Source organism: Bradyrhizobium sp. SPXBL-02, assembly GCF_051853065.1.
Taxonomy (GTDB): Bacteria; Pseudomonadota; Alphaproteobacteria; order Rhizobiales; family Xanthobacteraceae; genus Bradyrhizobium.
Window position 1 is genome coordinate 1,430,857 of the sequence record NZ_CP182474.1, and the last position, 26,173, is coordinate 1,457,029.

The 26,173-nt window shown below is 65.4% G+C and carries 22 protein-coding genes; 19 read left to right on the forward strand and 3 right to left on the reverse strand.

Annotated elements, in window-relative coordinates; genetic code table 11:
- Positions 1-7 precede the first annotated feature (7 nt).
- Genes ACNJYD_RS06710 through ACNJYD_RS06725 form a run of 4 tightly spaced genes read left to right on the forward strand, consistent with a single transcriptional unit; the run spans position 8 to position 4,647 of the window.
- Positions 8-823 carry an ABC transporter substrate-binding protein gene (locus ACNJYD_RS06710; RefSeq protein ID WP_212254226.1) on the forward strand — a complete coding sequence of 272 codons (816 nt, stop codon included), beginning with the start codon at positions 8-10 and terminating at the stop codon, positions 821-823.
- On the forward strand, positions 810-1,694 hold the full coding sequence (locus tag ACNJYD_RS06715; RefSeq protein ID WP_172784822.1) for a polysaccharide deacetylase family protein: 885 nt from the start codon (positions 810-812) through the stop codon (positions 1,692-1,694). Before ACNJYD_RS06710 ends, ACNJYD_RS06715 begins: the two co-directional genes overlap by 14 nt.
- On the forward strand, positions 1,694-3,277 hold the full coding sequence (locus ACNJYD_RS06720; protein WP_439365716.1) for an ABC transporter substrate-binding protein: 1,584 nt from the start codon (positions 1,694-1,696) through the stop codon (positions 3,275-3,277). Before ACNJYD_RS06715 ends, ACNJYD_RS06720 begins: the two co-directional genes overlap by 1 nt.
- The gene (locus tag ACNJYD_RS06725; RefSeq protein ID WP_439365717.1) at positions 3,274-4,647 is read left to right on the forward strand and encodes an amidohydrolase family protein; all 1,374 of its coding nucleotides are present in this window, start codon (positions 3,274-3,276) and stop codon (positions 4,645-4,647) included. Before ACNJYD_RS06720 ends, ACNJYD_RS06725 begins: the two co-directional genes overlap by 4 nt.
- A 187-nt stretch (positions 4,648-4,834) precedes the next feature.
- Here the strand turns inward: ACNJYD_RS06725 and ACNJYD_RS06730 are convergent, their stop codons facing one another.
- Entirely contained in the window at positions 4,835-5,734 is a 900-nt protein-coding gene (locus tag ACNJYD_RS06730; protein ID WP_172784819.1) for a LysR substrate-binding domain-containing protein, read from the reverse strand.
- A gap of 274 nt (positions 5,735-6,008) precedes the next feature.
- On the opposite strand from ACNJYD_RS06730, the gene ACNJYD_RS06735 reads away from it, so the two are divergent.
- From ACNJYD_RS06735 to ACNJYD_RS06775, 9 genes are read left to right on the forward strand one after another with little or no spacing between them, the layout of a single operon-like run.
- Positions 6,009-7,043, forward strand: a complete 1,035-nt coding sequence (locus ACNJYD_RS06735) for an ABC transporter substrate-binding protein (protein ID WP_439365718.1) — start codon at positions 6,009-6,011, stop codon at positions 7,041-7,043.
- A 23-nt stretch (positions 7,044-7,066) separates the two neighbouring features.
- The gene (locus tag ACNJYD_RS06740) at positions 7,067-8,107 is read left to right on the forward strand and encodes an ABC transporter ATP-binding protein (protein ID WP_439365719.1); all 1,041 of its coding nucleotides are present in this window, start codon (positions 7,067-7,069) and stop codon (positions 8,105-8,107) included.
- The gene (locus ACNJYD_RS06745) at positions 8,104-8,979 is read left to right on the forward strand and encodes an ABC transporter permease (RefSeq protein WP_172784816.1); all 876 of its coding nucleotides are present in this window, start codon (positions 8,104-8,106) and stop codon (positions 8,977-8,979) included. Before ACNJYD_RS06740 ends, ACNJYD_RS06745 begins: the two co-directional genes overlap by 4 nt.
- Positions 8,976-9,782, forward strand: a complete 807-nt coding sequence (locus ACNJYD_RS06750; protein WP_172784815.1) for an ABC transporter permease — start codon at positions 8,976-8,978, stop codon at positions 9,780-9,782. The genes ACNJYD_RS06745 and ACNJYD_RS06750 overlap by 4 nt, the downstream gene beginning before the upstream one ends.
- 8 nt (positions 9,783-9,790) lie before the next feature.
- Positions 9,791-10,927 carry an NAD(P)/FAD-dependent oxidoreductase gene (locus ACNJYD_RS06755; protein WP_439365720.1) on the forward strand — a complete coding sequence of 379 codons (1,137 nt, stop codon included), beginning with the start codon at positions 9,791-9,793 and terminating at the stop codon, positions 10,925-10,927.
- Positions 10,928-10,953: 26 nt separating this feature from the next.
- Positions 10,954-11,250 carry a (2Fe-2S)-binding protein gene (locus ACNJYD_RS06760; protein WP_172784813.1) on the forward strand — a complete coding sequence of 99 codons (297 nt, stop codon included), beginning with the start codon at positions 10,954-10,956 and terminating at the stop codon, positions 11,248-11,250.
- Positions 11,247-12,665: an NAD(P)/FAD-dependent oxidoreductase gene (locus ACNJYD_RS06765; RefSeq protein WP_260382100.1), complete on the forward strand. Its 1,419-nt coding sequence runs from the start codon at positions 11,247-11,249 to the stop codon at positions 12,663-12,665. Before ACNJYD_RS06760 ends, ACNJYD_RS06765 begins: the two co-directional genes overlap by 4 nt.
- Entirely contained in the window at positions 12,662-13,783 is a 1,122-nt protein-coding gene (locus tag ACNJYD_RS06770; protein WP_439365721.1) for an NAD(P)/FAD-dependent oxidoreductase, read from the forward strand. The genes ACNJYD_RS06765 and ACNJYD_RS06770 overlap by 4 nt, the downstream gene beginning before the upstream one ends.
- A gap of 15 nt (positions 13,784-13,798) precedes the next feature.
- Positions 13,799-14,146 carry a RidA family protein gene (locus tag ACNJYD_RS06775; protein ID WP_025034068.1) on the forward strand — a complete coding sequence of 116 codons (348 nt, stop codon included), beginning with the start codon at positions 13,799-13,801 and terminating at the stop codon, positions 14,144-14,146.
- 258 nt (positions 14,147-14,404) lie between these two features.
- Here ACNJYD_RS06775 and ACNJYD_RS06780 read toward each other — a convergent pair whose 3' ends face one another.
- Complete coding sequence (locus ACNJYD_RS06780; RefSeq protein WP_439365722.1) at positions 14,405-15,739, reverse strand: dicarboxylate/amino acid:cation symporter; 1,335 nt, start codon at positions 15,737-15,739, stop codon at positions 14,405-14,407.
- Positions 15,740-15,866: 127 nt separating this feature from the next.
- Here ACNJYD_RS06780 and ACNJYD_RS06785 point away from each other — a divergent pair, with 127 nt between their 5' ends.
- From ACNJYD_RS06785 to ACNJYD_RS06800, 4 genes are all read left to right on the forward strand, one after another.
- Positions 15,867-17,186: a solute carrier family 23 protein gene (locus tag ACNJYD_RS06785; RefSeq protein ID WP_439365723.1), complete on the forward strand. Its 1,320-nt coding sequence runs from the start codon at positions 15,867-15,869 to the stop codon at positions 17,184-17,186.
- 69 nt (positions 17,187-17,255) lie between these two features.
- Positions 17,256-18,092: an SDR family oxidoreductase gene (locus ACNJYD_RS06790; RefSeq protein WP_439365724.1), complete on the forward strand. Its 837-nt coding sequence runs from the start codon at positions 17,256-17,258 to the stop codon at positions 18,090-18,092.
- A gap of 131 nt (positions 18,093-18,223) precedes the next feature.
- Positions 18,224-20,023, forward strand: coding sequence for a cation:proton antiporter domain-containing protein (locus tag ACNJYD_RS06795; protein ID WP_212254237.1), 1,800 nt, complete (start codon positions 18,224-18,226; stop codon positions 20,021-20,023).
- Positions 20,024-20,099: 76 nt separating this feature from the next.
- The gene (locus ACNJYD_RS06800) at positions 20,100-20,921 is read left to right on the forward strand and encodes an NAD-dependent protein deacetylase (protein WP_212254238.1); all 822 of its coding nucleotides are present in this window, start codon (positions 20,100-20,102) and stop codon (positions 20,919-20,921) included.
- A gap of 60 nt (positions 20,922-20,981) precedes the next feature.
- Here the strand turns inward: ACNJYD_RS06800 and ACNJYD_RS06805 are convergent, their stop codons facing one another.
- The gene (locus tag ACNJYD_RS06805) at positions 20,982-22,457 is read right to left on the reverse strand and encodes a hypothetical protein (RefSeq protein ID WP_439365725.1); all 1,476 of its coding nucleotides are present in this window, start codon (positions 22,455-22,457) and stop codon (positions 20,982-20,984) included.
- Here ACNJYD_RS06805 and ACNJYD_RS06810 point away from each other — a divergent pair.
- Together ACNJYD_RS06810 and ACNJYD_RS06815 are read left to right on the forward strand one after the other, a co-directional pair.
- Positions 22,380-24,464 carry a hydantoinase/oxoprolinase family protein gene (locus ACNJYD_RS06810; RefSeq protein WP_439365726.1) on the forward strand — a complete coding sequence of 695 codons (2,085 nt, stop codon included), beginning with the start codon at positions 22,380-22,382 and terminating at the stop codon, positions 24,462-24,464. The two genes, ACNJYD_RS06805 and ACNJYD_RS06810, sit on opposite strands and share 78 nt — an antisense overlap.
- A gap of 2 nt (positions 24,465-24,466) precedes the next feature.
- Positions 24,467-26,116 (forward strand): hydantoinase B/oxoprolinase family protein, encoded by a 1,650-nt coding sequence (locus ACNJYD_RS06815; RefSeq protein WP_439365727.1) that lies wholly within the window; start codon positions 24,467-24,469, stop codon positions 26,114-26,116.
- The last annotated feature ends 57 nt before the right edge of the window (positions 26,117-26,173 follow it).

The window sequence follows — 26,173 nt, forward strand, 5'->3', positions numbered from 1 at the left end:
TATGGCGATGAAGAGATTTTTGCTTGCGGCGGCGTTCCTGGGCGCCATGAGCGCGTCGGCGATGGCGGCCGAATTGCCGCCTGACATCGCAAAGCGCGGCAGCCTCAAAGTGGCGATCGTGCCGAACTATCCGCCAATGGAGTTCCGCGATCCCGCCACCAACGCGCTCTCCGGCTTCGACGTCGATCTCGGCGAGGCGATCGGCCGCAAGCTCGGCCTCAAGATCGAATGGACCGAGACCAGCTTTGCCGAATTCATGCCGTCGATTTCGACGGGGCGGGTGGATGCCATCCTGTCCGGCTTCACCGACTATGCGAGCCGGCATGAGACCGCCTCTTTTGTCGACTATTTGCGCAGCGGCCCGCAGTTCTTCGTGCAGGCGTCACGCAAGGCGGAATTCAAGGATGCGACGTCGCTGTGCGGCAAGAAGGTCGGCTCCAGCCGCCGCACCATGTTCCCGGCGCAGATCGCGGCGTGGAGCGAGAAGAACTGCGGCAGCAATCCGATCCAGGTCATCGGCACCGACGGCTCGGCCGACGCGCGCACCCAGCTGCGGCAGGGACGCATCGATGCCGCCGCCCAGGGCAACGAGACGCTGCCCTACATCATGGACCTCGAGCCCAACACCTATGCGACCGTGGGCGAGCCCATCGCGCAGCAATTCACCGGCATTGCTCTGCCGGTGAAGGAGAAGGCATTGCAGCAGGCAATGCTGGAGGCGGTCGACGCGCTGATTGCGGACGGCACCTACAAGACGCTGCTGGCGAAGTGGAAGTTGAGCGACAACGCAATTGAGAAGGCGACCATCAATGCTGGACAGTAAGGCACTCCAGAGCATTCCGCTCGTTCCGGCCAACACCGCGGATCCCGCGCCCGAATATCCCTGGCCGAAGCCGTACAATTCCGCGATGTTCCTGTCGTTCGACGTGGACGCGGAGAGCGCCTGGACCAGCAAGGATGCGGTGCATGCGCAGCGGCTCATCACCATGAGCTATGGCGGCTACGAGGCGCGCGTTGGCACGCCGAAGCTCTTGGAGCTGCTCGACCAGCTCGATCTCAAGGCGACGTTCTTCGTCACGGGGTGGTCGGTCGACGCGCATCCGGCGATGGCGGAATCGATCCTGAAGGCCGGCCACGAGATCGGCCATCACGGCTATCACCATCTGTTGCCGGATCCCGGCGATCCCTGGATCGAGGAGGAGCTGGAGCGCGGCTTCGAGGCGCTGAAGCGCCGGCTCGGCGTCAAGCCGACCGGCTATCGCGCGCCCTATGGCGAGTTCACGGAGGAGCTGCGCGTCGCGCTGGTGCGCCACGGCATCGTCTATACGTCTTCGTTCCGCGACGACGTCAGGCCCTATCGCCATCGCCTCGCCGACGGCAAGCCCGGCACGATCGAGCTGCCGGTGACCGCGAGCTATGACGACTGGATGCACGGCCTCTCCGCGCGCTTCAGCCCGCGCTCGATCTTCCCCAAGGAGCACGTGCTCTCGATGTGGAAGGACGAGCTGGACGAGGTCCGCGACTGGGGCGCGATGGTGACGACCGTGCTGCATCCGCAATGCAGCGGCCGTCCGATGCGGCTGCGTCTGCTGCGCGAGTTCCTCACTTACGCAAAATCGTGCCCGGATGTCTGGATCACCACCGGCGAGAAGATCGCGGAGAACTTCCTGCGCCACGAGGCCGGTAACCGCTAATGTCCATTTCCCGCCGTTTGCTCCTGAAGGCCGGCGCGGCGCTGCCGGCGCTGTCGCTGCCGGGCATCGTCCGCGCTGAATCGCAGTCCACGCTGCGCTTCATCCCGGTCATCGACCTCGCTTTCGTTGACCCCATCTATTCGACCGCGCAGGTGTCGCGAAACCACGGCTTCATGGTCTACGACACGCTCTACGGCATGAGCTCCTCGCTCCAGGTTTCGCCGCAGATGCTGTCGGGCCAAGCCATCTCTGGCGACCAGCTGCAGTGGGACCTCACGCTTCGTGATGGTCTGTTCTGGCATGATGGCGAGCGCGTGCTGGCACGCGATTGCGTCGCCAGCATTCGCCGCTGGGCCGCGCGCGACGGCTTTGGCGGCGAGCTGATGGAGGCGACCGCCGAGCTCTCGGCCGTCGACGACCGCACCATCCGCTTCCGTCTCAAGCGCCCGTTCCCGCTGCTGCCGCAGGCGCTCGGCAAGGCCGCGATCAATGCCTGCTTCATGATGCCGGAGCGGCTGGCGAGCCAGGATCCGTTCAAGCCGCTGACCGAGGTGATCGGCAGCGGCCCGTTCCGCTATCTCGCCGACGAGCGCGTGCAGGGCGCGCGCAACGCCTATGCCAAGTTCGAGCGCTACCAGCCGCGCACCGACGGCAAGCCGGATTGGACCGCCGGGCCGAAGATCGTGCACTACGACCGCGTGGTCTGGACCACCACGCCTGATGCCGGCACCGGCGTCGCCGCGCTCCAGACCGGCGAGCAGGATTGGCAGGAAACCACGCCGCACGATCTGCTCCCGGTGATCAAGGCGGCCGGCGATATCGAGACGCGAATCCTCGATCCCAGAGGCTACGCCTGCATGCTGCGCCTCAATCACCTGCAGCCGCCGTTCGACAATCCCGCCATCCGCCGCGCGCTGTTGGGGGCGATCGACCAGTCCGCGTTCATGACGGCCGTCGCCGGCACCGATCCGGCGTTCCAGGTCTCGCCGATCGGCTATTTCGCACCCGGCACGCCGATGGCAAACGACGTCGGCCTCGACGTGTTCCGCGGCCCGCGCAACTACGACAAGGTCAAGGCTGACCTCAAGGCCGCCGGCTATAACGGCGAGAAGATCGTGCTGCTCGTGCCCACCAACTCGCTGGCGCAAAAGCCGCTCGGCGAGATCGCGGTGGACTCGTTGCGCAAGGCCGGCATGAACGTCGAATATGCCGGCCTCGATTTCGCCGTGGTACTGCAGCGCCAGCTGAAGAAGGATCCGCTTCCGCAGGGCGGCTGGAGCGCCGCGGTCGGCAACTGGCAGGGCATCGACTGGCTCAACCCGGCCGGCAACACCAACATCCGCGGCGAAGGCAAGGTCGCCGGCTGGTATGCGAGCACGAAGATGGGCGCGTTGCGCAGCCAATGGCTGGCGGCCTCCGAGCTCGCCGAGCAGCAGCGCATCTGCCGCGAGATCCAGGCGGTGGCGTTCGAGGAAATCCCCTATATTCCGATCGGCCTGTACAAGCAGCCGACCGCCTATCGCAAGGCGATCACCGGCATTCTCGACGGCACCGCCGTGTTCTGGAACGTGCGCCCCGCATGAGCACAACAGCGATCTTCGGCAGCTACGTGCTGTCACGGAAAGACGGCGTGCAGGACGTGCTGCGCGACCACTGGGTTCTGGTCGAAGGCAAGAAGATCGCGGCGGTCACGCGCGACAAGCCGCGCGCCGACGTGATCTATGACCGCCCGGGCCGCTTCGTGCTGCCCGGTCTGCTCAACCTGCACAATCACTGCTTTTCGGAAGCAGTGGCGCGCAGTCACACCGAGGACGGCAACGGCCGCAAGAACAACCAGAGCATCGTCTACACGGTGCTGCTGCCGCTGACCAAGCGCGGCGCCGACATCCTGTCGGCGGAGGAACGGCTCGCGGTGGCGCGGCTCGGCATCCTCCAGCTGCTCAAGGGCGGCGCCACCACGGTGATGGAGCCGTTCCGCAACTCGATCCCCGAAATGTTCGACGCGGCGGAAGAGATGGGCATCCGCTTCTACGGCGCGCCCTATCTGTTCTCGACCTCCGATGCCAAGGCTGGCCCGGACGGCGTGGTGCAATATTCCGGCGATGACGGCGCCGCGGACATGGCGACATGGGATGCGCTCTATCAGCGCTGGAACAATCGCGGCGACGGCCGCATCAGCCTTGCCATGAGCCCGCACGCCACCGACACCTGCGGTCCCGATCTCCTGAAGGCTTGCGCCACGCGGGCGCGCGAACTCGGCGTTCCCATCACCACGCACATGGCGCAGAGCCGCGCCGAGGTCGAGACCATCGGCAAGCGCTATGGCGGCCGCACCCCGGCAGAATATCTGGATTGGCTCGGCCTGCTCGCGCCCGATCTGATGGCGGCGCATTGCATGTTCTCGAGCGACGACGATCTCAAGCTCATGGCCGCGCGCGGCATGACCGTCTTGAACTGTCCACGCGTGTTCGCGCGCGCCGGCATCACCGCAGCCTTCAGCCGCTTCGCAGAGCACGGCGTCCGTACCGTGGTCGGCACCGACGGCTACAACATGGACCTGCTCGGCGAGCTCAATGCGGCCTCGCTGATCTCCAAGATCACTTCGGCGCGCCCAGATGTCGCGAACTCGCCCGAGCTGATCGAGGCGAACACGACGGTCGCCGCCGACGTCATCAAGCGGCCCGATCTCGGCCGCATCGAGCCGGGCGCGACTGCCGATCTCACCGTCGTCGATCTCACCCATCCGCATCTGCAGCCGCTGTTCGATCCGCGCCGCGCGCTGATCGCGCTCGCCAACCGCGCCAATATCGACCAGGTCGTGGTCGATGGCCGCGTGCTGGTCGATGAGGGACGCTATCTCGGCGCGGATGAAGCGGCGATCATTGCCGCCGGCACCGCCGCAATCGGCAAGATCTGGGATCTGCCGGAGGCGCAGGCGGCGTTCAACGGCTGAGCGCTGCTGACGCCACGACGACGGTGCGCTCCCTCTCCCGCTTGCGGGAGAGGGCGGGGGAGAGGGCTCTCTCCTCATAGGACACTCTCAGTGTGGAGGGAGCCCTCTCCCGGCGCTACGCGCCGACCTCTCCCGCAAGCGGGAGAGGTTGCAGCGAGCCTGTAGCTGCACTGTTCAAATCCAAGCCCTAATCCTCAAACTCCACCAGCGCCTTGCGCATGGTCTCGACCAGGTCCAGCGCCACCGGCGAGGGACTGCGCTGCGCCGGAAAGACCGCGGAGAATTCGAAGTCGATGCGCGGCAAGAAGCGGCGCGCGACGACCCCGCGCGTTGCGAATTCCTGCGCCGTGAAGGGATCGCAGATCGCGACGCCGAGCCCCGACGACACCATGCCGCACATGATCTCCGACAGCGTGGTCTCGACCCTGAGCACCCGGCGGACATCATGGCGATGGAAGACCTGGTCGACGAGATGACGGCTCGACGATCCCGCGGACAGCGAGATGAAGGTCTCGCCCTCGAAATCGCGCGGCTCCAGCACTTCCTTCTCCGCGAGGCGATGGCCGGTCGGGAGCACTGCAACGCGCGCCGGCGCTGGCAGCCGCTGGCTCGGCAGGCCGGAATGCGCGATCGGCACCTCGGCAAAGCCGACGTCACATTGATTGTTCAGCACCCAGTCGACCACGATCGGCGAGATGACACCGAAGAAGGCCAGGTTGAGGTTGGGCCGCTCCTTCAGAAAGTGACCGGTGAGCCGCGGCAGATAGCCGTTCGACAGCGCCGGCAGTGCTGCGATGCGTAGCGAGCCGGTGCGGCGGCCGCGGATTTCTTCTGCTGCCGCAGTGATGCGCTCCAGGCCGACGAAGGAGCGCTCGACCTCGGTATAGAGCGCCATCGCCGCCGCGGTCGGCACCAGGCCGGTGCCGCGCCGTTCGAACAGCTCCATTTTCAGCAGGGCCTGGAGGTCGCGCAGCAACCGGCTGACGGCCGGCTGCGTCACCTTCATCAGCGCCGCGGCCTCGGTCACGCTGCCCGTCAGCATTGTCGCGCGGAAGGCCTCCACCTGCCGCGAATTGATCCGCGCCATTCCCGATTCCAATCATAACATTTTGGCATGCAGAGGGTGCCATTATTCATTGGACGATGGAAGTACAGGTTGCGATCTTTTTCATCAGGACTGGAGACAGCCCGCTTTTTCGGCAGATTGGAGGGTTCAAACCTCCAGATCGCGCCAAAAACCCGCCGAACAGGGGCCGGAGCCCTAATCGGAGAGGGTTTGCGCGGAAGGGAATGCGGAAGGTGCTTCAGCCAGCGAGACTCGTCGGCACGTCACCTCATTCCGGTATTGGAGATCGGTCCACATGAAGACTTTTCGCCTTCTGACCGCGGTCAGCATCGCAGCGCTCATTGCCTCCCCATCAGTCGCCTGGGCCCAGCAGAAAACGCTCTATGTCGCCGGCTATGGCGGCTCGTTCGAGAAGACCATCCGCGACGAGGTGATCCCGGCCTTCGAGAAGGAGAACGGCGTCAAGGTCGAATACGTCGCCGGCAACTCCACCGACACGCTGGCCAAACTCCAGGCGCAGAAGGGCAACCAGCAGATCGACGTCGCCATCGTCGATGACGGCCCGATGTACCAGGCAATCCAGCTCGGCTTCTGCGGCAGGCTCGACGGCCTGCCCGCCGATCTCTACGACACCGCGCGTTTCAAGGACGATCGCGCAGTCGCGATCGGCATCGTCGCCACCGGCCTGATGTACAACACCAAAGTGTTCAAGGAGAAGGGCTGGGCGCCGCCGACCTCGTGGAACGACCTGAAGGACACGAAATACGCAAAACAGCTCGTGATCCCGCCGATCAACAACACCTACGGTCTCGAAGCGCTGGTGATGCTGTCGAAGATGAACGGCGGCGGCGAGACCAACGTCGATTCCGGCTTCAAGATCTTCAAGGAACAGATCAACCCGAACGTGCTGGCCTATGAGCCGTCGCCGGGCAAGATGACCGAGCTGTTCCAGTCCGGCCAGGCCGTGATCGCGGTGTGGGGCACCGGCCGCGTGCAGAGCTTTGCCAATACCGGCTTTCCCGTCGACTTCGTCTATCCCAAGGAAGGCGCGGCGACGCTGCTGACGACGGCGTGTCCGATCAACAAGCCCAATGCTTCGCCGCTGGCGGCGAGCTTCGTCAAGATGCTGCTCGATCCCAAGATCCAGCTCGTGATGCTGAAGGATTACGGCTACGGCCCGGTGCTGAAATCGCTGGTGATCCCGCCGGAGCTCGGCAAGATGGCGCCGATCGGGGAGCGCGCGGCGAAGCTCTACAATCCGGACTGGACCGTCATCAACGAGAAGCGCGAGGAGTGGACCAAGCGCTGGAATCGCGAGGTCGAACGCTGATCGGTCGCCGCGGAGACAGCGCCATGGCCTATCTCGAGCTCGATCGGGTCGCCAAGCAGTTCGGCACGCAGACTGTGGTCGACGACTTCAGCCTGTCGGTGGGGAAGGGGGAGTTCATCTCCTTCCTCGGCCCGTCCGGCTGCGGCAAGACCACGACCTTGCAGATGATCGCGGGCTTCCTCGATCCCACGCGCGGCGCGATCCGCCTCGAGGGCAAGGACCTGACCGCGATCCATCCGGCCAAGCGCGGCCTCGGCATCGTGTTCCAGAGCTACGCGCTGTTTCCGCACATGACCGCGGCGGAGAACGTCGCCTTTGGCCTGGAGATGCGTGGCGTGCCGCGCACCGAACGGGCCGAGCGCGTGCGCGCCGCGCTCGCGATGGTGGGGCTCGCCGGATACGAGGACCGCCATCCGCGCCGCATGTCCGGGGGCCAGCAGCAGCGCGTGGCGCTGGCGCGTGCGCTGGTAATCAAGCCGAGCGTGCTGCTGCTCGACGAGCCGCTGTCGAACCTCGACGCCAAGCTGCGCGAGGAGATGCAGATCGAGCTGCGCCAGATCCAGCGCACCGTCGGTACCACCACGATCCTGGTCACCCACGACCAGAACGAGGCGATGTCGCTGTCCGACCGCATCGTGGTGATGAGCCAGGGCAAGATCGAGCAGATCGGCACGCCGCAAGAGACTTACGAGAAGCCGGCCTCCGCCTTCGTCTCGCAATTCCTCGGCAAGACCAACGATTTTGCCGGAACCATCGACCGGACCGTCTCGCCGACGCAACTGGTGGCGGGCTCCTGGCGCGCACCGGCGCCGGCCGCGCTCGGCGGTCCCGTCACCGTCAGCGTTCGCCCGGAAAGAATCGGCTTTGGCGATACAGGGCTCAGCGCAAAAATCATCACGCGCATCTTCCAGGGCAATCACTGGCTGTTCCAGTGCGACAGCGAATGCGGCCCGGCGATCGTGATCCGCCAGAATGACGGCACGGCGCAGCCAGGCGAAGGCGATGCCGTCCGCCTCACCTGGCGGCCTGAGGACATGAGCGTGCGCGCGAGGGCCGGCGCATGAGCATGGCCGCCGAGGAGCGCAGCCTACGCGCGCCGTGGGCGCTGACCGCGCCCGCCCTGATGCTGTTCGCCGGCGTGCTGCTGATTCCGCTGGCGATGACGGTGATGCTGTCGTTCCACGATTGGGGCCAGTACAAGGGCATCGAGCCGGTCTTCATCCTGAAGAACTGGCACGAGATGGCGACCGATCCCTATTACGCCGAGATGTTCTGGCGGACGTTCCGCATCGCGATCCTGACCACGCTGCTCACCGCGCTGCTCGGCGCGCCCGAAGCCTACATCCTCAACCGCATGAGCGGCCGCTGGAAGAGCTTTTTCCTGCTGGTCATTCTCGGGCCGCTCTTGATCTCCGTCGTGGCGCGCACGCTCGGCTGGGCGCTGCTGTTCGGCGGCAACAACGGTCTCGTCAACAAGCTCCTGATGTCGCTCGGCGCGATCCGTTCGCCCATTCCGTTCATGTTCACCGAAACCGGCATGGTGGTCGCGCTCGCGCATGTGATGATGCCGTTCATGGTGCTCTCGGTCTGGGCGGCGCTGCAGCGGCTCGACCCGCAGATCGAGAATGCCGCGATGTCGCTCGGCGCGGGCCCCGCGACCATCATCCGCCGCATCATCATGCCGCAGATCATGCCCGGCGTGCTGTCGGGCGCCATCATTGTGTTCTCGCTCTCGGCCAGCGCTTTCGCCACACCGGCGATCATCGGCGGCCGCCGGCTCAAGGTCGCCGCGACACTTGCCTATGACGAGTTCCTCAACACCCTGAACTGGCCGCTGGGAGCTGCGGTCGCAACGCTGCTGCTGGTCGCGCTGGTGCTGATCGTGGTCGGCAGCAATGCGCTGATCGAGCGCCGCTATGCCGAGGTGTTCCGATGAGGCAGAACGGTCCGCTCGCGTTGATCTTCCACACCATCTTCGTCATCGTCATGGTGGCGCCGATCCTGGTGGTCTGCCTCGTCGCCTTCACCCCCGAAGGGTTTCTGTCGCTACCGACCAACGGGTTTTCGCTGCGCTGGTTCAGGACCATCCTGAACTATCCCGAATTCATCCACGCGTTCTGGGTCAGCCTCGGCCTCGGCGCGCTGTCCTCGCTCGTGGCGCTCCTGTTCGCGGTACCGGCGGCGCTGGCAATCGCGCGCTATCGCTTTCGCGGCCGCGATGCGCTGGCGGCGTTGTTCCTGTCGCCGCTGATGATCCCGCATGTCGTGCTCGGCATCGCCTTCCTGCGCTTCTTCACCTCGGCGGGCCTCGGCGGCAGCTTTGCAGCGCTGATCATCGCCCATGTCATCATCGTGTTTCCGTTCGCGCTGCGGCTGACCTTGGCGGCTGCGACCGGCATGGATCGCTCGGTCGAAATGGCTGCCGTCTCGCTCGGTGCGGGCGGCTGGACGCTGTTCCGTCGCGTGACGCTGCCGCTGATCCTGCCTGGCGTCATCAGCGGCTGGGCGCTCGCCTTTATCCAGTCCTTCGACGATCTCACCATGACCGTCTTCCTCGCCGCGCCGGGCACCGAAACATTGCCGGTGCGGATGTTCCTTTACATCCAGGACAACATTGATCCGCTGGTGACGTCTGTCTCGGCCTGCGTGATCGCGATCACCATGACCGCCCTCATTCTGCTCGACCGCTTCTACGGGCTCGACCGTGTGCTCGCCGGCAAGGGCGATACGGGACGATAGGAGAACCTATGCGAACGGATTACGACGTCGCCATCGTCGGCGGCGGACTGCTCGGCTCCGCCATTGCCTGGGGGCTCGGCCGGCTCGGCAAGAAGGTCGCCGTGCTCGACGAAGGCGACATCACCAAGCGCGCCTCGCGCGCGAACTTCGCGCTGGTGTGGGTGCAGAGCAAGGGGCTCGGCATGCCCGCCTATACGGTGTGGACCGTGCAGGCCTCGCAGGCATGGGGACGGCTTGCCTCCGAGTTGAAGCAGCAGACTGGCCTCGACGTTGCCCTTCAGCAGAATGGCGGTTTTCACCTCACCCTCGGTGAGGACGAATTCGGCCAGCGCACCGAGCTCGTCAAGCGCATGCACAACCAGGCCGGCGCGGCCGACTACAAGATGGAAATGCTGCGGCCGTCCGAGCTGAAGAAGGCGCTGCCGCTGATCGGGCCCGAGGTCTCCGGCGGCAGTTATTGTCCGCTCGACGGCCATGTCAATTCGCTGCGCACGTTCCGCGCCTTCCACACCGGCTTCGTTGCGTTCGGCATCGATTATTTTCCGGAGCGTTCGGTCTCGGCGATAAGCAAGAGCGGCGGCGAATTTCGCCTGACGACGCCGCAGGGCGAGCTGCGTGCCGCCAAGATCGTGCTCGCCGCCGGCAATGCCAACCAGACGCTGGCGCCGATGGTCGGCCTCTTTGCTCCGATGGGCCCGACCCGTGGCCAGGTCGTCGTGACCGAGCGCACCATGCCGTTCCTGCCGCATCCGCTGACCACGATCCGTCAGACCGACGAGGGCACGGTGATGATCGGCGACAGCAAGGAGGACGAGCTCGACGATCGCACGCTGAAGCCGTCGATCAGCGGCGTCATGGCCGATCGTGCGCAGCGCATGTTCCCGCATCTGGCGAGGCTCAACGTGGTCAGGAGCTGGTCGGGCATTCGCGTCATGCCGCAGGACGGCTTTCCGATCTACGACCAGTCGGAGACGCATCCCGGCGCCTTCGTCGCCTGTTGCCATTCCGGTGTGACGCTGGCTTCCAACCATGCCTTCGAGATTGCGCGCATGGTGGCGCAGGGCGCGCTCGAGCCGGAGCTGGTTGGTGCGTTCTCCGCCAGCCGCTTTGGTGGCGCAGGTGCTGCCAACAGCAGCGGCTACTAGAGATCACAAGGAGCCAAGGGCATCCCATGTTTAGACGATCCGAACAGGACAAGCGCCCACAGGTGCAGATCTTCGTCGACGGCGTCGCCGTCGCGGCGCGCCAGGGCGACACCGTCTCGGCCGCGCTGCTGGCCTCCGGCGTTGACGCACGGCGTTCCACCGCAGTCAGCGGCGCACCGCGTCTGCCCTACTGCATGATGGGCGTCTGTTTCGACTGCCTCGTCACCATCGACGGCGTCGGCAATCGGCAAGGCTGTCTCGTGCCCGTCGCCGAGGGCATGCAGATCGAGATTCAGAAGGGCAAGCGGGAGATCGGAAGATGAGTGTGGCTCCCAAGCGCAATGACTACGACGTCGTGGTGATCGGCGCCGGCCCTGCCGGCCTCGCCGCTGCGGCCACATCTGCCGAGGCCGGCCTGTCGACGCTGCTGCTCGATGAGAACATCGGCCCTGGCGGTCAGGTGTTTCGGGCGATCGCCTCGACACCTGTGACGGACCGCAACCAGCTCGGCCCGGACTATTGGGTCGGGGCCGATCTCGTGCAGTCGCTGCGCGCGAGCAATGCCGAGGTGATCCAGCGTGCCACGGTCTGGAGTCTCGACCGCAATCTCGACATCGCCGTCTCGATCGGCGGCGCCTCCGCCTTCGTGAAGGCCAAGCGCGTGATCCTTTCGACCGGCGCGCTTGAGCGGCCGTTCCCGATTCCCGGCTGGACGCTGCCGGGCGTGATGACCGCAGGCGCGGCCCAGACCATGCTGAAGTCGTCAGCCCTGGTGCCCGACGGACGCACGGTGATCGCAGGGCAGGGGCCGCTGCTCTGGCTGCTCGCCGCGCAGATTTTGCGGCTCGGCGGCCGCATCGATCGCATCCTCGACACCACCGAGCGCGGCAATTATTTCGCGGCGCTGCGGCACGCCTTTGCATTCCTGACGTCGCCCTATTTCGCCAAGGGCCTCTCGATGATGCGCGAGGTGAAGGCGAAGGTGCAGGTCGTCTCGGGCGTCACCGAGCTCGCCGCGGCTGGCGACGGCCAGCTCGCGAGCGTCAGCTATGTCGCCGGCGGCAAGCGCGAGACCATTCCGGCCGATCTGTTGCTGCTGCATCAGGGCGTCGTGCCCAACGTCAATCTGGCGATGTCGGCCGGCATCGAGCATCGCTGGGATGATTTACAGCTGTGCTGGTCGCCGGTGCTCGATGCAAGCGGCAATTCGTCGGTCGCGGGCATCGCGATCGCGGGCGATGGCGCGGGAATCGGCGGCGCGAATGCCGCTGTGGTGCGCGGTCGCATTGCCGCGGGCGCCGCGGTGGAAGCACTTGCGCCCGCTTCTGCCGCAAAACTCCCCGCAATGGCGACACTTCGTTCCGACCTCGCCAAGGCCGAGCGCGGCCGACTGTTCCTCGACACGCTGTTCCGCCCGGCGCCGCAGTTCCGCATTCCCGCGGGCGATACCATCGTCTGCCGCTGCGAGGAGGTGACCGCCAAGGACGTTCTGGATTCCGTCGCAATCGGTGCGACCGGGCCGAACCAGCTCAAGGCCTATCGCCGCACCGGCATGGGCCCGTGCCAGGGCCGGCTCTGCGGCCTCACCGTCACCGAGCTGATGGCGCAGGCGCGGGGCAAGAATCCGCAGGAGATCGGCTACTACCGGCTGCGCGCGCCGGTGAAGCCGATCACGCTGGCCGAGCTCGCCGCTGTTCCCAAGAGCGAGGCCGACGTCAAGGCGGTGGTGCGCGGATGACACGAAACGTGGATGCGATCGTCATTGGCGGCGGCATCCACGGGTGCTCGACCACGCTGCATTTGTGTCTCGCCGGCCTGAAGCCGCTGCTGATCGAAAAGGACTATGCCGGCCGTCACGCCTCGGGCGTCAACGCCGGTGGCGTTCGCCAACTCGCCCGGCACATTCCAGAAATCCCACTCTCGATCCGCTCGATGGGCATCTGGGAGAAGATTTCGGACCTCCTCGACGACGATTGCAGCTTCGAGAGCTACGGTCAGGTGCTGGTCGCCGAAAACGAGGACGAGCTCGCGGTCTGCCGTGCGCGTGTCACCGAGCTCAATGCGCTGGGCTTTACCCACGAAGAACTGATCGACGCGGCGGAATTGCGCCGGCTCGTGCCGGCGGTGGCCGAGACCTGTCCCGGTGGCGTGGTCTCGCGCCGCGACGGCGCGGCCAATCCGGCGCAGACGACGACGGCCTTCCGCCGCAAGGCCGAGCAGTTAGGTGCGACCGTGCGCGAAGGCGTGGCCGCAGGCAACATCCGCTACAGCGACGGCCTCTGGCACGTCGATGTCGGTTCGGAGAGCTTTGCCGCGCCGGTGCTGATCAATGCGGCCGGCGCCTGGGCCGGCAAGATCGCGGCTGATCTCGGCGAGCCGGTGCCGGTCGAGACCGTGGCGCCGATGCTGATGATCACCTCGCGCGTGCCCCACTTCATCGATCCCGTCGTGATCCTGCGCGGGCGAAAGCTCTCCTTCAAGCAGTTCAAGAACGGCACCGTGCTGATCGGCGGCGGCCATCTGGCAACGCCCTATCAGGACCGCAACGAGACAGTGCTGGACTGGAAGAGCCTTGCGACCAGCGCGCAGACTGTGTTCGAGCTGTTCCCGGTGATGCGCAGCGCCACCATCGTCCGCGCCTGGGCCGGCATCGAAGCCAAGATGAAGGACGACATTCCCGTGTTCGGGCCGAGCTCCCGTCACAAGGGCCTCTATCACCAGTTCGGCTTCTCGCTGCACGGCTTCCAGCTCGGCCCCGGCGCCGGCGCCGTGATGGCGGAGCTGATCGTCAACGGCGGCACCCAGACCCGCGTCAGCGATCTCGGCATCGACCGCTTTCACCCCTCCACGCTCTAAAAAGAAGAGGACATCATGAGCATCACCCGCAGCATCCGCACGCCCATCATGCACCGCGCCGTCGAAGCCAATGGCTTCGTCTTCCTCGGCGGCACCATCGCCGACGACACCTCGGTCTCGATGGGGGACCAGACCCGCAACATCCTCGGCAAGATCGCCGGCTATCTGAAGGAAGCGGGAACCGACAAGTCGCGCGTGGTCAGCGCTTCGATCTTTGTCACCGATCTCTCCAAGAAGAAGGAGATGGACGCGGCCTGGACCGAATTCTTCGGCGACAACCTGCCGACCCGCGCCACCGTCGGCGTCGCCGATCTCGGCGGCGGCGCGCTGATCGAGGTGGTGGTGACCGCACTCAAGGGCTGATCGCGATCGGCGGGACCGAGATCGGGCGATCGCCCGATCTTGCCAGCGCATTCATGAGAGGGAATTCGACCCGCCGCCAGATCGCATGCGGTAATGATTTTCAAAAGCCCGACGCCCTGCCCCCAGCGCGTCGGGCGGAAAGAATGAGTATCAATCCGTGATCCCAACGCCATTGTTGTGACGCGGACCGCATCGATTTTCTACTCCGGGAAACTACCGCATTGGAACTAGGCGTCGTCTGCTCACCGACTGCGCGGACTACGACGCCGCGCCTCCGCCCGGCTCCAGCGCCTCGCCGATCTCCAGCGGATGCGCCATGGTCTCGTGCAGCGCGTCGCGGTCGAGCTCGCCTTCGGAGATGCTGATGACGACGCAGGCGACGCCATTGCCGATCAGATTGGTGAGCGCGCGGCATTCGCTCATGAACTTGTCGATGCCGACAAGGATCGCGATCGACTGGATCGGGATATCAGGCACGATCGACAGCGTCGCGGCGAGTGTGATGAAGCCGGCGCCGGTCACGCCCGAGGCCCCCTTGGAGGTGATCATGGCGATGCCTAAAATGCCGAGCTCCTGCCAGATGGTCAGATGGGTGTTGGTTGCCTGCGCCAGGAACAGCGTCGCCAGCGTCATGTAGATGTTGGTCCCATCGAGATTGAAGCTGTAACCGGTGGGGATGACGAGGCCCACCACGGAGCGTGAGGCGCCGAGATGCTCCATCTTCTGGATCATCTGCGGCAGCACGGTCTCGGAGGACGAGGTGCCGAGCACGATCAGGAGCTCGTCCTTGATATAGGCGATGAAACGCAGGATCGAGAAGCCGGAGAGGCGGGCGATCGCGCCCAGCACGATCAGTACGAACAGGATGCTGGTCAGATAGAACGTTCCGATCAAAGCGGCGAGATTGAGCAGCGAGCCGAGCCCGTAGGCGCCGACGGTGAACGCCATCGCACCAAAGGCGCCGATCGGCGCGACGCGCACGATGATGCGGATGATGCCGAAGAACATCTTCGCCGCCTTGTCGATCGCGTCCGCAATGGGCTCGCCGGCCTTGCCGAGAAAGGCGATGGCGAAGCCGGAGAGGATCGAGATCAGCAGCACCTGGAGCAGGTCGCCGCGCGCAATCGCTCCCAGATAACTGTCGGGAATGATCGCCATCAGATGGGCGACGATGCCCTCCTCCTTGGCCTTGGTGACGTAGGTCGCCACCGAATTCGGGTCGATCGTGGCCGGATCGATATTGAAGCCGTGCCCGGGCTGGAGAATCTCGCCGACGAGCAGACCCACCGCGAGGGCCACGGTCGAGACCGTCTCGAAATAGATCAGCGATTTCAGCCCGACCCGACCGACCCGCTTCAGATCGCCCATCGAGGAGATGCCGTGCACCACGGTGCAGAAGATCACGGGCGCGATCATCATCTTGATCAGCGCGATGAAGCCGTCGCCGAGCGGTTTCAAGGCCTTGCCGAGGTCGGGATAGACATAGCCGATGAGCACGCCGAGCACGATCGCGATCAGCACCTGGACGTAGAGGATCTTGTACCAGGGCTGGTGCCGGCGCTGGATGGCTGACGGAATTGCGATCTGTGTCATAATGCAGGCTCGGGAACGGATTGATCGTGCACGATTTGCATCATGTGATGGGCGCCGCAGAAGCGATAATCACATTTTTGTCTGTTGGCACGACCATCGATCGTTGCGCCGCAACTTGGGTGGGAACATGACGATCGCAACAGGCTCGGGCGAGCAGGGGCAAGGCTATTTTCCACGTTGGAAGCTCAAGACCTCGGGCGTGATCATGCCGGAGGAGCGGCTGTCCTGGGGGCAGACCATCGTCTCGGGTCTTCAACATTGCGTCGCGATGTCCGGCGCGACGATCATCGCGCCGCTGCTGATGGGGTTCGATCCCAACGTTGCAGTTCTGTTCTCGGGCGTCGGCACGCTGATCTTCTTCGTCGTCGTTGCCGGGCGCGTGCCGAGCTATCTCGGCTCGAGCTTCGCCTTTATCGCCGTCGTCATCGCCGCCACCGGCTATGCCGGGCAGGGGCCGAACCCAAACCTGTCGGTCGCGCTGGGCGGCATCGTCGGCGCCGGGGTGCTGTATGGCCTGATTTCGCTGGTCGTGATGTGGTCCGGCGTCGGCTGGATCGAGCGGCTGCTGCCGCCGGCCGTCACCGGCGCTGTCGTCGCCGCGATCGGCCTCAATCTCGCGCCGGTGGCGGTCAAGGCGGTGAGCGCGAGTGCCTTCGACACGGGAATCGGGCTCGCCACCGTGCTGATCATCGGCGTGGTGGCCGTTGCAGCGCCAGGCCTGTGGCGCCGCCTGCCGATCATCCTCGGCGCGGCCGGCGGCTATCTGTTGTATCTGCTGTTCGCAAACGGCCTCGGCTTCGGCAAGCCGATCGACTTCACCCAGCTCTCGGCCGCGCCGTGGCTCGGCCTGCCGAACTTCACCACGCCGAGCTTCCATGCCGATGCGATCTTCCTCATCGCGCCGGTTGCGGTCATTCTCGTTGCCGAGAACCTTGGGCACATCAAGGCCGTCGCCGCCATGACGGGCCGCAGCCTCGATGCCTATCTCGGCCGCGCTTTGTTCGCCGACAGCCTCGCGACCATCGTGGCGGCCTGCGGCGGCGGCACCGGCGTCACCACCTATGCCGAGAACATCGGCGTGATGGCGGCGACCAAGGTCTATTCGACCCTGCTGTTTGCGTTCGCAGCCTTGGTGTCGATTCTGCTCGGCTTCTCGCCGAAATTCGGCGCGCTGATCCTGTCGATCCCGGGTCCCGTCATCGGCGGCCTCTCGATCGTGTTGTTCGGCTTGATCGCCGCGATGGCGGGGCGAATCTGGGTCGAGAACAAGGTCGACTTCGCCAATCCTGCGAACCTGATCACCGTCGCGGTGGCGCTGACCGCAGGTGCCGGCGATCTCACGCTCAAATTCGGTGCGTTCACGATCGGCGGCATCGGCACCGCGACTTTCGGCGCGATCATCCTCTATCAGATCCTGACCTCGCCGCTCGCGCAGCGAGCCGACTAGATCCCAGCACTGCAAGGGATGGAACAAATCGCCGGTTCCATCCATGATGGTGCATCCCGGAGAGAACATATGCCGCAAACCGAACGCTCGACCTCGTTTCCCTCGCGCCTCGTCGGCCAATACGCGCTGGTGACCGGCGCCTCGCAAGGCATCGGCCGCGCCGTTGCCATCCGGCTGGCGCAGGAAGGCGCCACCGTCGCCATCAACTACTTCGATCACGCCGGCAATGCCGAGGAGACCCTTGCCCTTGCACGAAGCGCGTCGAGCGATCGCGGCCACGGCAGGCTCGACCATATCGTCGTCAAGGCCGATATCGGCAATGAGCAGGACATCGCCGCGATGTTCGAGACCGTCCTGGCGCGCTTCAAGCGCCTCGACTGCCTCGTCAACAATGCCGGCTTCCAGCGGGAATCGCCGAGCGAGGCGCTCGACGTCGAAACCTACCGCCGCATCATCGACGTCAATCTCAACGGTGCCGTGCTGTGTGCGCAGAAGGCGCTGGCGCATTTCGTCGCGCGCGGGGCAGGCGGCAGCATCATCAACTGCTCCAGCGTCCACCAGATCATCCCGAAGCCCGGCTATCTCGCCTATTCCATCAGCAAGAGCGGTATGGCCGGTCTCACCCGCACGCTGGCGCTCGAATTCGCGCGGCACGGCATCCGCGTCAATGCGGTCGGTCCCGGCGCTATCGACACGCCGATCAACGCCGCCTGGACGGGAGATCCCGCAAAGCGCGGCGTCGTCACCTCCCATATTCCCATGGGGCGCGTCGGCGCGCCCGAAGAGATCGCCGCCGTGTTCGCCTTCCTCGCCTCCGACGATGCCAGCTACATCACCGGGCAGACCATCTATGCCTGCGGGGGTCTCACGCTGTTTCCGGAGTTTCGGGAGAACTGGGCAAGCTGAGAATCGGCTTGGGATGACGCGTCCCTCGCGCGGGATGGAGGGGCAGGTCCGGTTGGGGGTCTGCGGCGCCGTGTGCTATCGACCGTGGACGATGCTGCCGCTATTGGCAGACGCCGACACATGACGGGCTCGTGACCACAACCATCAACATCAATGCCTATAGCGACGCGCTGGTGGTGCTCGGGACCGCCGGCGTGGTGGTGCCAATGGTCCGGCATTGGGGCATCAATCCCGTGCTGGGCTATCTTGGCGCCGGCGCCATTCTCGGTCCGCTCGGGCTCGGCTCGCTCGTTCGCGACATCCCATTCCTGTATTGGTTCACGGTGACGGACGCGCAGAACGTCGAGGGTATCGCCAATCTCGGCATCGTGTTCCTGCTGTTCCTGATCGGGCTCGAGCTGTCGTTGCGCCGGCTCGTCACGATGCGACGCTTCGTGTTCGGGCTTGGCGGCCTGCAAGTCCTTGCGACGTCGGCCATGATTTTCGGCGTGGCGCTTCTCTTTGGGCAGAGCTCCGATACGGCCGTTATCCTCGGGGCGAGCCTTGCGCTGTCCTCGACTGCGATCGTGCTCGAGCTTCTATCCACCGAGAGGCGGCTTGCGACCACAGCCGGGCGCGCCAGCTTCGCGGTGCTGCTGGCTCAGGACCTTGCCGTGGTCCCCGTCCTCGTCCTTGTCGCAGTGCTCGGCGCGGGCAGCGGCGGCTCGGTCGTGGCGCACATCTCCACGGCGATCCTGAAGGCCGTGCTGGCAGTCGTTTTCCTGATTCTGATTGGACGGCTGCTGATGCGTCCGCTCTTCCAGATGGTTGCAGGCACCCATTCGACGGAGTTGTTCGTTGCCGCGACCCTGTTCGTCATCGTCGGCGCAGGGCTTGCCGCCCACCAGGCCGGCCTATCGATGGCGCTCGGAGCATTCGTTGCAGGACTGATGCTGGCGGAGACCGAGTATGGCAAGGCCATCGAGGCCACCGTCGAGCCGTTCAAGGGCCTGCTGCTCGGCATCTTCTTCTTCACCGTCGGCATGGCCATCGACTTCCGCGTGTTCGCGCGGGAGCCCGGTTGGCTGCTGGCGGCCGTTATCGGCATTGTCGTCGGCAAGGCGATCGTGCTCATCATCTTAGGCCGCCTCTTCAGGCTGTCATGGCCGGCGGCGATCGAGATCGGCTTCCTGCTGGGCCCCGTCGGCGAATTCGCCTTCGTCAGCATCGGAATGGCGGCGGCCGGCGACCTGATCGAGCCCCGCGTATCGAGCTTTGCCGTGGCCGTCACCGCCGTGACGATGGCGTTGACACCGCTTCTGAGTATTCTCGGACGAAAATTGGCCGCGAAGCTGGGCAGCGAACGCGCGCCCGATCCCGAGCTTGCGGTTCGGCCGCCCGGCGATCAGGCGCAAGCCATCGTGGTCGGCTACGGCCGTGTTGGAAAAGTCGTCTGCTCGCTGCTGACAAGCCACGGCCTAAACTACATCGCCGTCGATCACGAGGCCGCCAGCGTGGCGCGCGACCGCCGCGACGGCCACAGAGTCTATTTCGGCGATGCGACAGAACCGGGATTCCTCGAAGCCTGCGGCCTGATGCAGACGACCGGCGTGATCATCACCGTCCAATCACGGCCGGCGATCGACGCCGTCGTCGAGCGGATCCGGGCGGTGCGGCCGGATGTGCTGATCGTTTCACGCGCGCGGGACGCCGATCATGCCCGCCACCTTTATGCGATCGGCGCAACCGATGCGGTGCCGGAAACGATCGAGGCGAGCCTGCAGCTCTCCGAAGCCGCGCTGGTCGGCCTCGGCGTTGCGGTCGGTCATGCGATCGCCTCGGTGCACGAGAAGCGGGACGAATTCCGGCGCACGCTGCAGCAGGCCGCTCGAATCGCCGGACAAGAGAAGGCTCCTCCGCCCGATCTCACAGGGCGCCGGTCCTCACGATAGCCACTCGTCCGGACGGCTGTGCGCCGCCGACGCTCGTGATCTGGCAAAATGCACTTGCGCGAACTACATCTACGCCATGACGAATGCTGCGCCGGGAAACAGATCGCTCCAGGATTTTATCGAGGGGCACGAGAACCTGTTCGTGCTGACCGGCGCCGGCTGCAGCACCAATTCGGGCATTCCCGATTATCGCGATAGCCAGGGCAATTGGAAGCGGACCCAGCCCGTCAACTTCCAGGCCTTCATGTCGGACGCGCCTACGCGCCGGCGCTATTGGGCGCGCAGCCTGATCGGCTGGCGGCGGTTCGGCCAGGCGAAGCCGAACGATGCGCATCGCGCATTGGCCCGGCTCGAGGCGAATGGGCGATGTGGAATGTTGCTGACGCAGAATGTCGACCGGCTGCATCAGTCGGCCGGCCACCGGCAGGTGATCGACCTGCACGGCCGGCTCGACCTGGTCCGCTGCATGGGCTGCGGTCGCAAGACCCCTCGCGACGCGTTCCAGCACGCTCTCGGCCGCGCCAATGCGGCATGGCTGACGCTGGATGCCGCGGACGCACCCGATGGCGACGCCGATCTCGAGCACGAGGATTTTTCCTCCTTCGAGGTGCCGCCTTGCGAGGCCTGCGGCGGCATCCTCAAGCCCGACGTGGTGTTCTTCGGCGAGAACGTGCCGCGCGAGGTGGTGGCCACGGCGCAGGATCATCTGGCGCAGGCCGATGCCATGCTGATCGTCGGCTCGTCATTGATGGTCTATTCCGGCTTTCGCTTCGTCCAGGCCGCCGCGAAACGGCAGATTCCGATCGCCGCGGTCAATCTCGGCCGCACCCGCGCCGACGATCTCTTGACGCTGAAGGTCGAGGAGCGCTGCGAAGCGGCGCTGGCGTTTTTGCTCTGAGCGCATGGCCAACAGGGTGGCCTGGCTGTTGATCAGGCTCGGCCCGGCACTGTAGCAAGTCTAGTTTGGAGCAATTGCGGCCTTGTTGCCGGCACGCGCGAGCCCATCTTCGAAAAGTTTTGCCTCCTTGTCGCGGCGCTGCTGTAGTCCGGAGACGGTCGGCCATAGTCTCTTCATCGCCCGAATCTGATCGGCAATCTTGTCAAACTCCCGTTTCTCGATCAGCTCCTTGATGGCTCGCATTTCGATGTAGCGATCGCCTTGCGAGTCGAAGGACAGGCCCCTGTTGTATGCGATCGACAGGATCGCTCCGTAGCAATCGGGAGGAAGCTCGCGGGCATTTGGCAGGCGCCCGTCAACCAGGCTCGACCAGCGTTCGATCTGCTTGCCGAATACAATGACCGCGTCATCCCAATCGATCACGATGTCCTGCAAGCTGTTTGCGAGATCGCGCGCGGCTTGCCCTCTGATCGAGACAGCTGTTGTCAGCCGGTTCAGGTCGGCCGAGGCAATCAGGCCGCCCCAGTCCTGATTCATCTGGCCTGGAGACACCGAACCCAGATCATAACCGATCCCGATGGTGACGCCGCCCATGCCTGTCCAAGTTGGATGCGCATAAGTCTTTTCGTAGTTCTCGCGGCCGAGAACCTCAAAGCTCGCTATCATTTCAAGCGCTCTCGGCGAAAGCCTCCGGGATAGCGAGTCGGGAACAGGGAAGTTGGCTGCCCCGGCCGGCGCTGGGAGAACGGGCGCATCCGTTCTTGCAAGGATTCTCGTGACCAGCGCCTTGTCTGTAATGAGTCCGGTTTCAGCAAGGTATCGAATGTTCTTCCGGGATTGCTCGACGTCACCGACGCTGGCCATCTTCAGGATCAATTCGTGCTCCTGCTTCTGGCTTTCCAACTGCTTGGTGCTTTCGAATTTCCTGGTTTCCAGCTCGAGTGAATTGCGGCTCTGCATCGTGGTCGCGACCACGGATCCGAAGATGGTCAGAACCCCCGCCATCAGGGCCGTCGTCAGCGGCGAGAATGCCCGGGCAAGCCAGCCGTTCTCGCGAAGCTTCTGTTCGAGTTCCAACCGCTTGAGCGGGAGCTCGTCGCGCCATCGCTGTTGTTCGAAAAGGAATTTGCGCTCCTCGAGCGGAGTATCGTCGGCCATGCAAGTCACTCCTGGGAATGGCTGCTGCGGGAAAATAATCACGGATGCAATCTTTGGTAAAGGCAGAACGCATCCGCTGCTTGGTCGCGTCGCGCCGGCGATCTCCTCGCGCGTCAGGTCGAGGAGCGCTGCGAAGCGGCGCTTGCATTCCTGCTCTGATCGCTCAGGCGCGAACACGCCTTGCCTATTGCATAGGTGCCGCGCAAAATAGCCGGGCACAGCGCTGCCGGCATGCCTCATGGCACGGGAATTGCTGCGCTTTTTGGACCCAGTCTTGACGACCAGCACGGAGAAATTGGAATGCTTGAGGGAGCCGAGGTGCGGCTTGCCGTCGATATCGGTGGCACGTTCACCGACATCGTGCTGGACGTGGGACAAGATCGTAAAACCCGCAAGGTGCTGACGACGCCGCAGCGGCCCGAGCAGGCGGTGCTGGACGGCATGCGGCTCATCCTTGCCGATGCACGCGCCCATATCAGCGATATCGACGTCTTCATCCACGGCACGACGCTCGCGACCAATGCCATCATCGAGCGGCGCGGCGCCAAGACGGCGCTGGTCGCAACCGAAGGCTTTCGCGACGTGCTCGATATCGGCACCGAGAGCCGCTACGACCAGTACGATCTCGGCATCGACAAGCCGAAGCCGCTGGCCCCGCGCAGCCTCCGCTTCACGGTGCCCGAGCGCATCGACGCCCATGGCGGCGTCCGCCTCCCGCTCGACGAGGCGGCCGTGCGCGCGCTGGCGCCGAAATTGCGTGAGCTCGGCGTCGAGAGCGTCGCGATCGCCTTCCTGCACTCCTACGCCAATCCCGAGCACGAGCGACGCGCGGCCGTGATCATCGCGGAAGAGATGCCCGGCATTTCGGTGACGGTGTCATCGGCGGTCTGTCCCGAGATCCGCGAATACGAGCGCACCTCCACGGCCGTTGCGAACGCCTATGTGCAGCCATTGATCGACGGTTATCTCGCCCGCATGGCCGACGCCCTGCAGGTCGAGCAGTTTCGCGGCGCGATCTATCTCGTCACGTCGGGCGGCGGCGTCACCTCGATCGAGACGGCGCGGCGCTTTCCGGTGCGTCTTGTCGAGTCCGGTCCTGCTGGCGGCGCGATCTTCGCGGCGCAGATCGCGGCGCGGCTCGGGGAGAGCAGGGTGCTCTCCTTCGACATGGGCGGCACCACGGCGAAGATCTGCCTGATCGAGAAGTACCAGCCCGAGACCTCACGCGTGTTCGAGGTCGATCGCGCCGCGCGCTTCCTCAAGGGCTCCGGCCTGCCGGTGCGCATCCCCGTGATCGAGATGGTCGAGATCGGCGCGGGCGGCGGTTCGATCGCCCATGTCGACGCGATGAAGCGCGTCACCGTCGGCCCGGAGAGCGCCTCGTCGGAGCCGGGCCCGGCCTGCTATGGCCGCGGCGGCCAGCGTCCGGCGGTGACGGATGCCGACGTTGCGCTCGGCATGATCGACCCTGATGCCTTCGCGGCCGGCACGATCAAGCTCGATCCAGAGCTGTCGAAACAGGCGCTGCTGCGCGATGTCGGTGCGCCGCTCGGCCTGTCGGCGGAGACGGCCGCCTATGCCGTGCACGAGGTCGTCTGCGAGAACATGGCGAGCGCGGCGCGCGTGCACGCCGTCGAGCGCGGCGCGGTGGTCGGCCAGCACACGCTGATCGCCTTCGGCGGCGCTGCGCCGCTGCATGCGGCGCGCGTCGCCGAGAAGATCGGCGTCTCGCGGGTGATCGTGCCGTCGAATGCCGGCGTCGGCTCGGCGGTCGGCTTTCTGGCGGCGCCAATCGCCTATGAGCTGGTGCGCAGCCGGCACGTCCGCCTCGATGATTTCGACACCGAGGTCGTCTCCGACCTCTTGCAGGAGATGGCAACCGAAGCGCGTGCGCTGGTCGAGCCTGGAGCTGCCGGCGCACCGGTGCGCGAGCGCCGCGCCGCGTTCATGCGCTATGTCGGCCAGGGCCACGAGATCACCGTCGAGCTGCCGAACCGGCGGCTCACCTCGGCCGATCTCGCCTCCCTGCGTCAGCAGTTCGAAACCGACTATTCGGCGATGTTCGAGCGTCCGATCCCGGGCGCGGCGATCGAGGTGTTGAGCTGGTCGGTGCTGGCGACCACGGAGGCGCGCAATCCGCCTGCCGTTGCGGCGGTCGCGCGCAAGGCCACGGCCAAGGCGTCGGGCAGTCGAAAATTCTTCGACGGCCGGGCCGGAGAAGTGATCGAGATCCCGCTCTATCGCCGCGAGGACATGGCGCCGGGGGCGACCATCGCGGGTCCCGCCGTGATCGCGGAAGACGAGACCTCGACCTTCGTCTCCACCAGTTTCGACGCCCATATCGACGGTGCAGGCAGCATCGTCATGGAACGAAAGGCGGCCTGATCATGAGCAAGGCAAATGGCGCGAGCCTGATCGACCTTCAGATCATGTGGCACCGGCTGATCGCCGTGGTGGAGGAGCAGGCGCAGGTGCTTCTGCGCACCGCCTTCAGCCCGATCGTGCGCGAATGCGGCGACCTCTCGGCCGGCGTGTTCGACCTCAAGGGCCGAATGCTGGCGCAGGCGGTGACCGGCACGCCCGGCCACGTCAACTCGATGGCGGAATCGGTCAAGCACTTCATCGCTCACTTCCCGATCGAGACGATGAAGGGGGGCGATGCCTACATCACCAACGATCCCTGGATGGGGACCGGTCATCTCAACGATTTCGTCGTCACCACGCCCTGCTTCAAGGACGGCAAGGTCGTCGCGCTGTTCTCCTGCACGAGCCATCTCATGGACATCGGCGGCATCGGCTTCGGGCCAGACGCCACCGACGTGTTCATGGAGGGGCTCTACATCCCCATGCTGAAGCTGATCGATCAGGGCGTCGTCAACGAGACGCTGATGGCGATGATCCGCACCAACACACGCCTGCCGATCGATACCGAGGGCGACACTTATTCGCTCGCCGGCTGCAACGACGTCGGCTGCGAGCGCCTGGTCGAGATGATGACGGAGTTCGGCATCGACACGCTCGACGAGCTCGGCGATTACATCTGCGAGCGCTCGCGCGAGGCCGTGCTGGCCGAGATCGCAAAGCTGCCGAAGGGCAGCTGGCGCAACACCATGGTGGTCGACGGCTATGATGCGCCAGTGACGCTGGCCGCGACGCTGACGATCTCGGAGACCGGCATCCACGTCGATTTCGACGGCACATCCGCCGCCTCGAAGTTCGGCATCAACGTGCCGCTGTCCTACACCACGGCCTACACCGTGTTCGGCCTCGGCTGCGTCGTCGCCTCGCAGATCCCGAACAATGCCGGCTCGCTTTCGCCGCTGACGGTGTCGGCGCCGGCGGGCGCGATCCTCAATGCGCCGAAGCCGGCGCCCGTGGCTTCGCGTCACGTCATCGGCCAGATGCTGCCTGACGTCGTGTTCGGCTGCCTGCGCCAGATCATTCCCGAGCGCGTGCCCGCTGAAGGCACCTCCTGCCTGTGGAATCTCAACGTGCGTGGCCAGACGCGAAGCGGCGCCGGCGGCAATTACGGGTTCTCGATGGCGGTCACCTCGAATGGCGGCACCGGCGCGCGCTTCGGCAAGGATGGATTGTCGGCCACCGCTTACCCGAGCGGCGTGCGCGGCACGCCGGTGGAGATCGCGGAAACACAGACGCCGCTGATCTTCTGGCGCAAGGAGCTGCGTCCGGATTCCGGCGGGGCAGGGCGCACCCGCGGTGGCCTCGGCCAGATCATCGAGGTCGGCAGCGGCGTCGATGCGCCGTTCGACATCCTCGCCGCGTTCGACCGCATCGATCATCCGCCGCGCGGGCGCGACGGCGGCCGGAACGGCGAGGCCGGCTATGTCGGCCTCAAGTCCGGCAAGAAACTGCGCGGCAAAGGCTTCCAGCAGGTGCCGCCGGACGATCGACTGGTTGTGATGACGCCCGGCGGGGCCGGCATCGGCGATCCCCGGGAGCGCGATCGCGCGGCCGTCAACGACGACATCGCGAGCGGTCTCGTGTCGTCGGAGAACGCCGTCAAGGTTTACGGGTAGGCGCGTTGATGCATCGACGCGCTTGGTAATCGGAGATCATGCTCGCCTTCGTGCTGC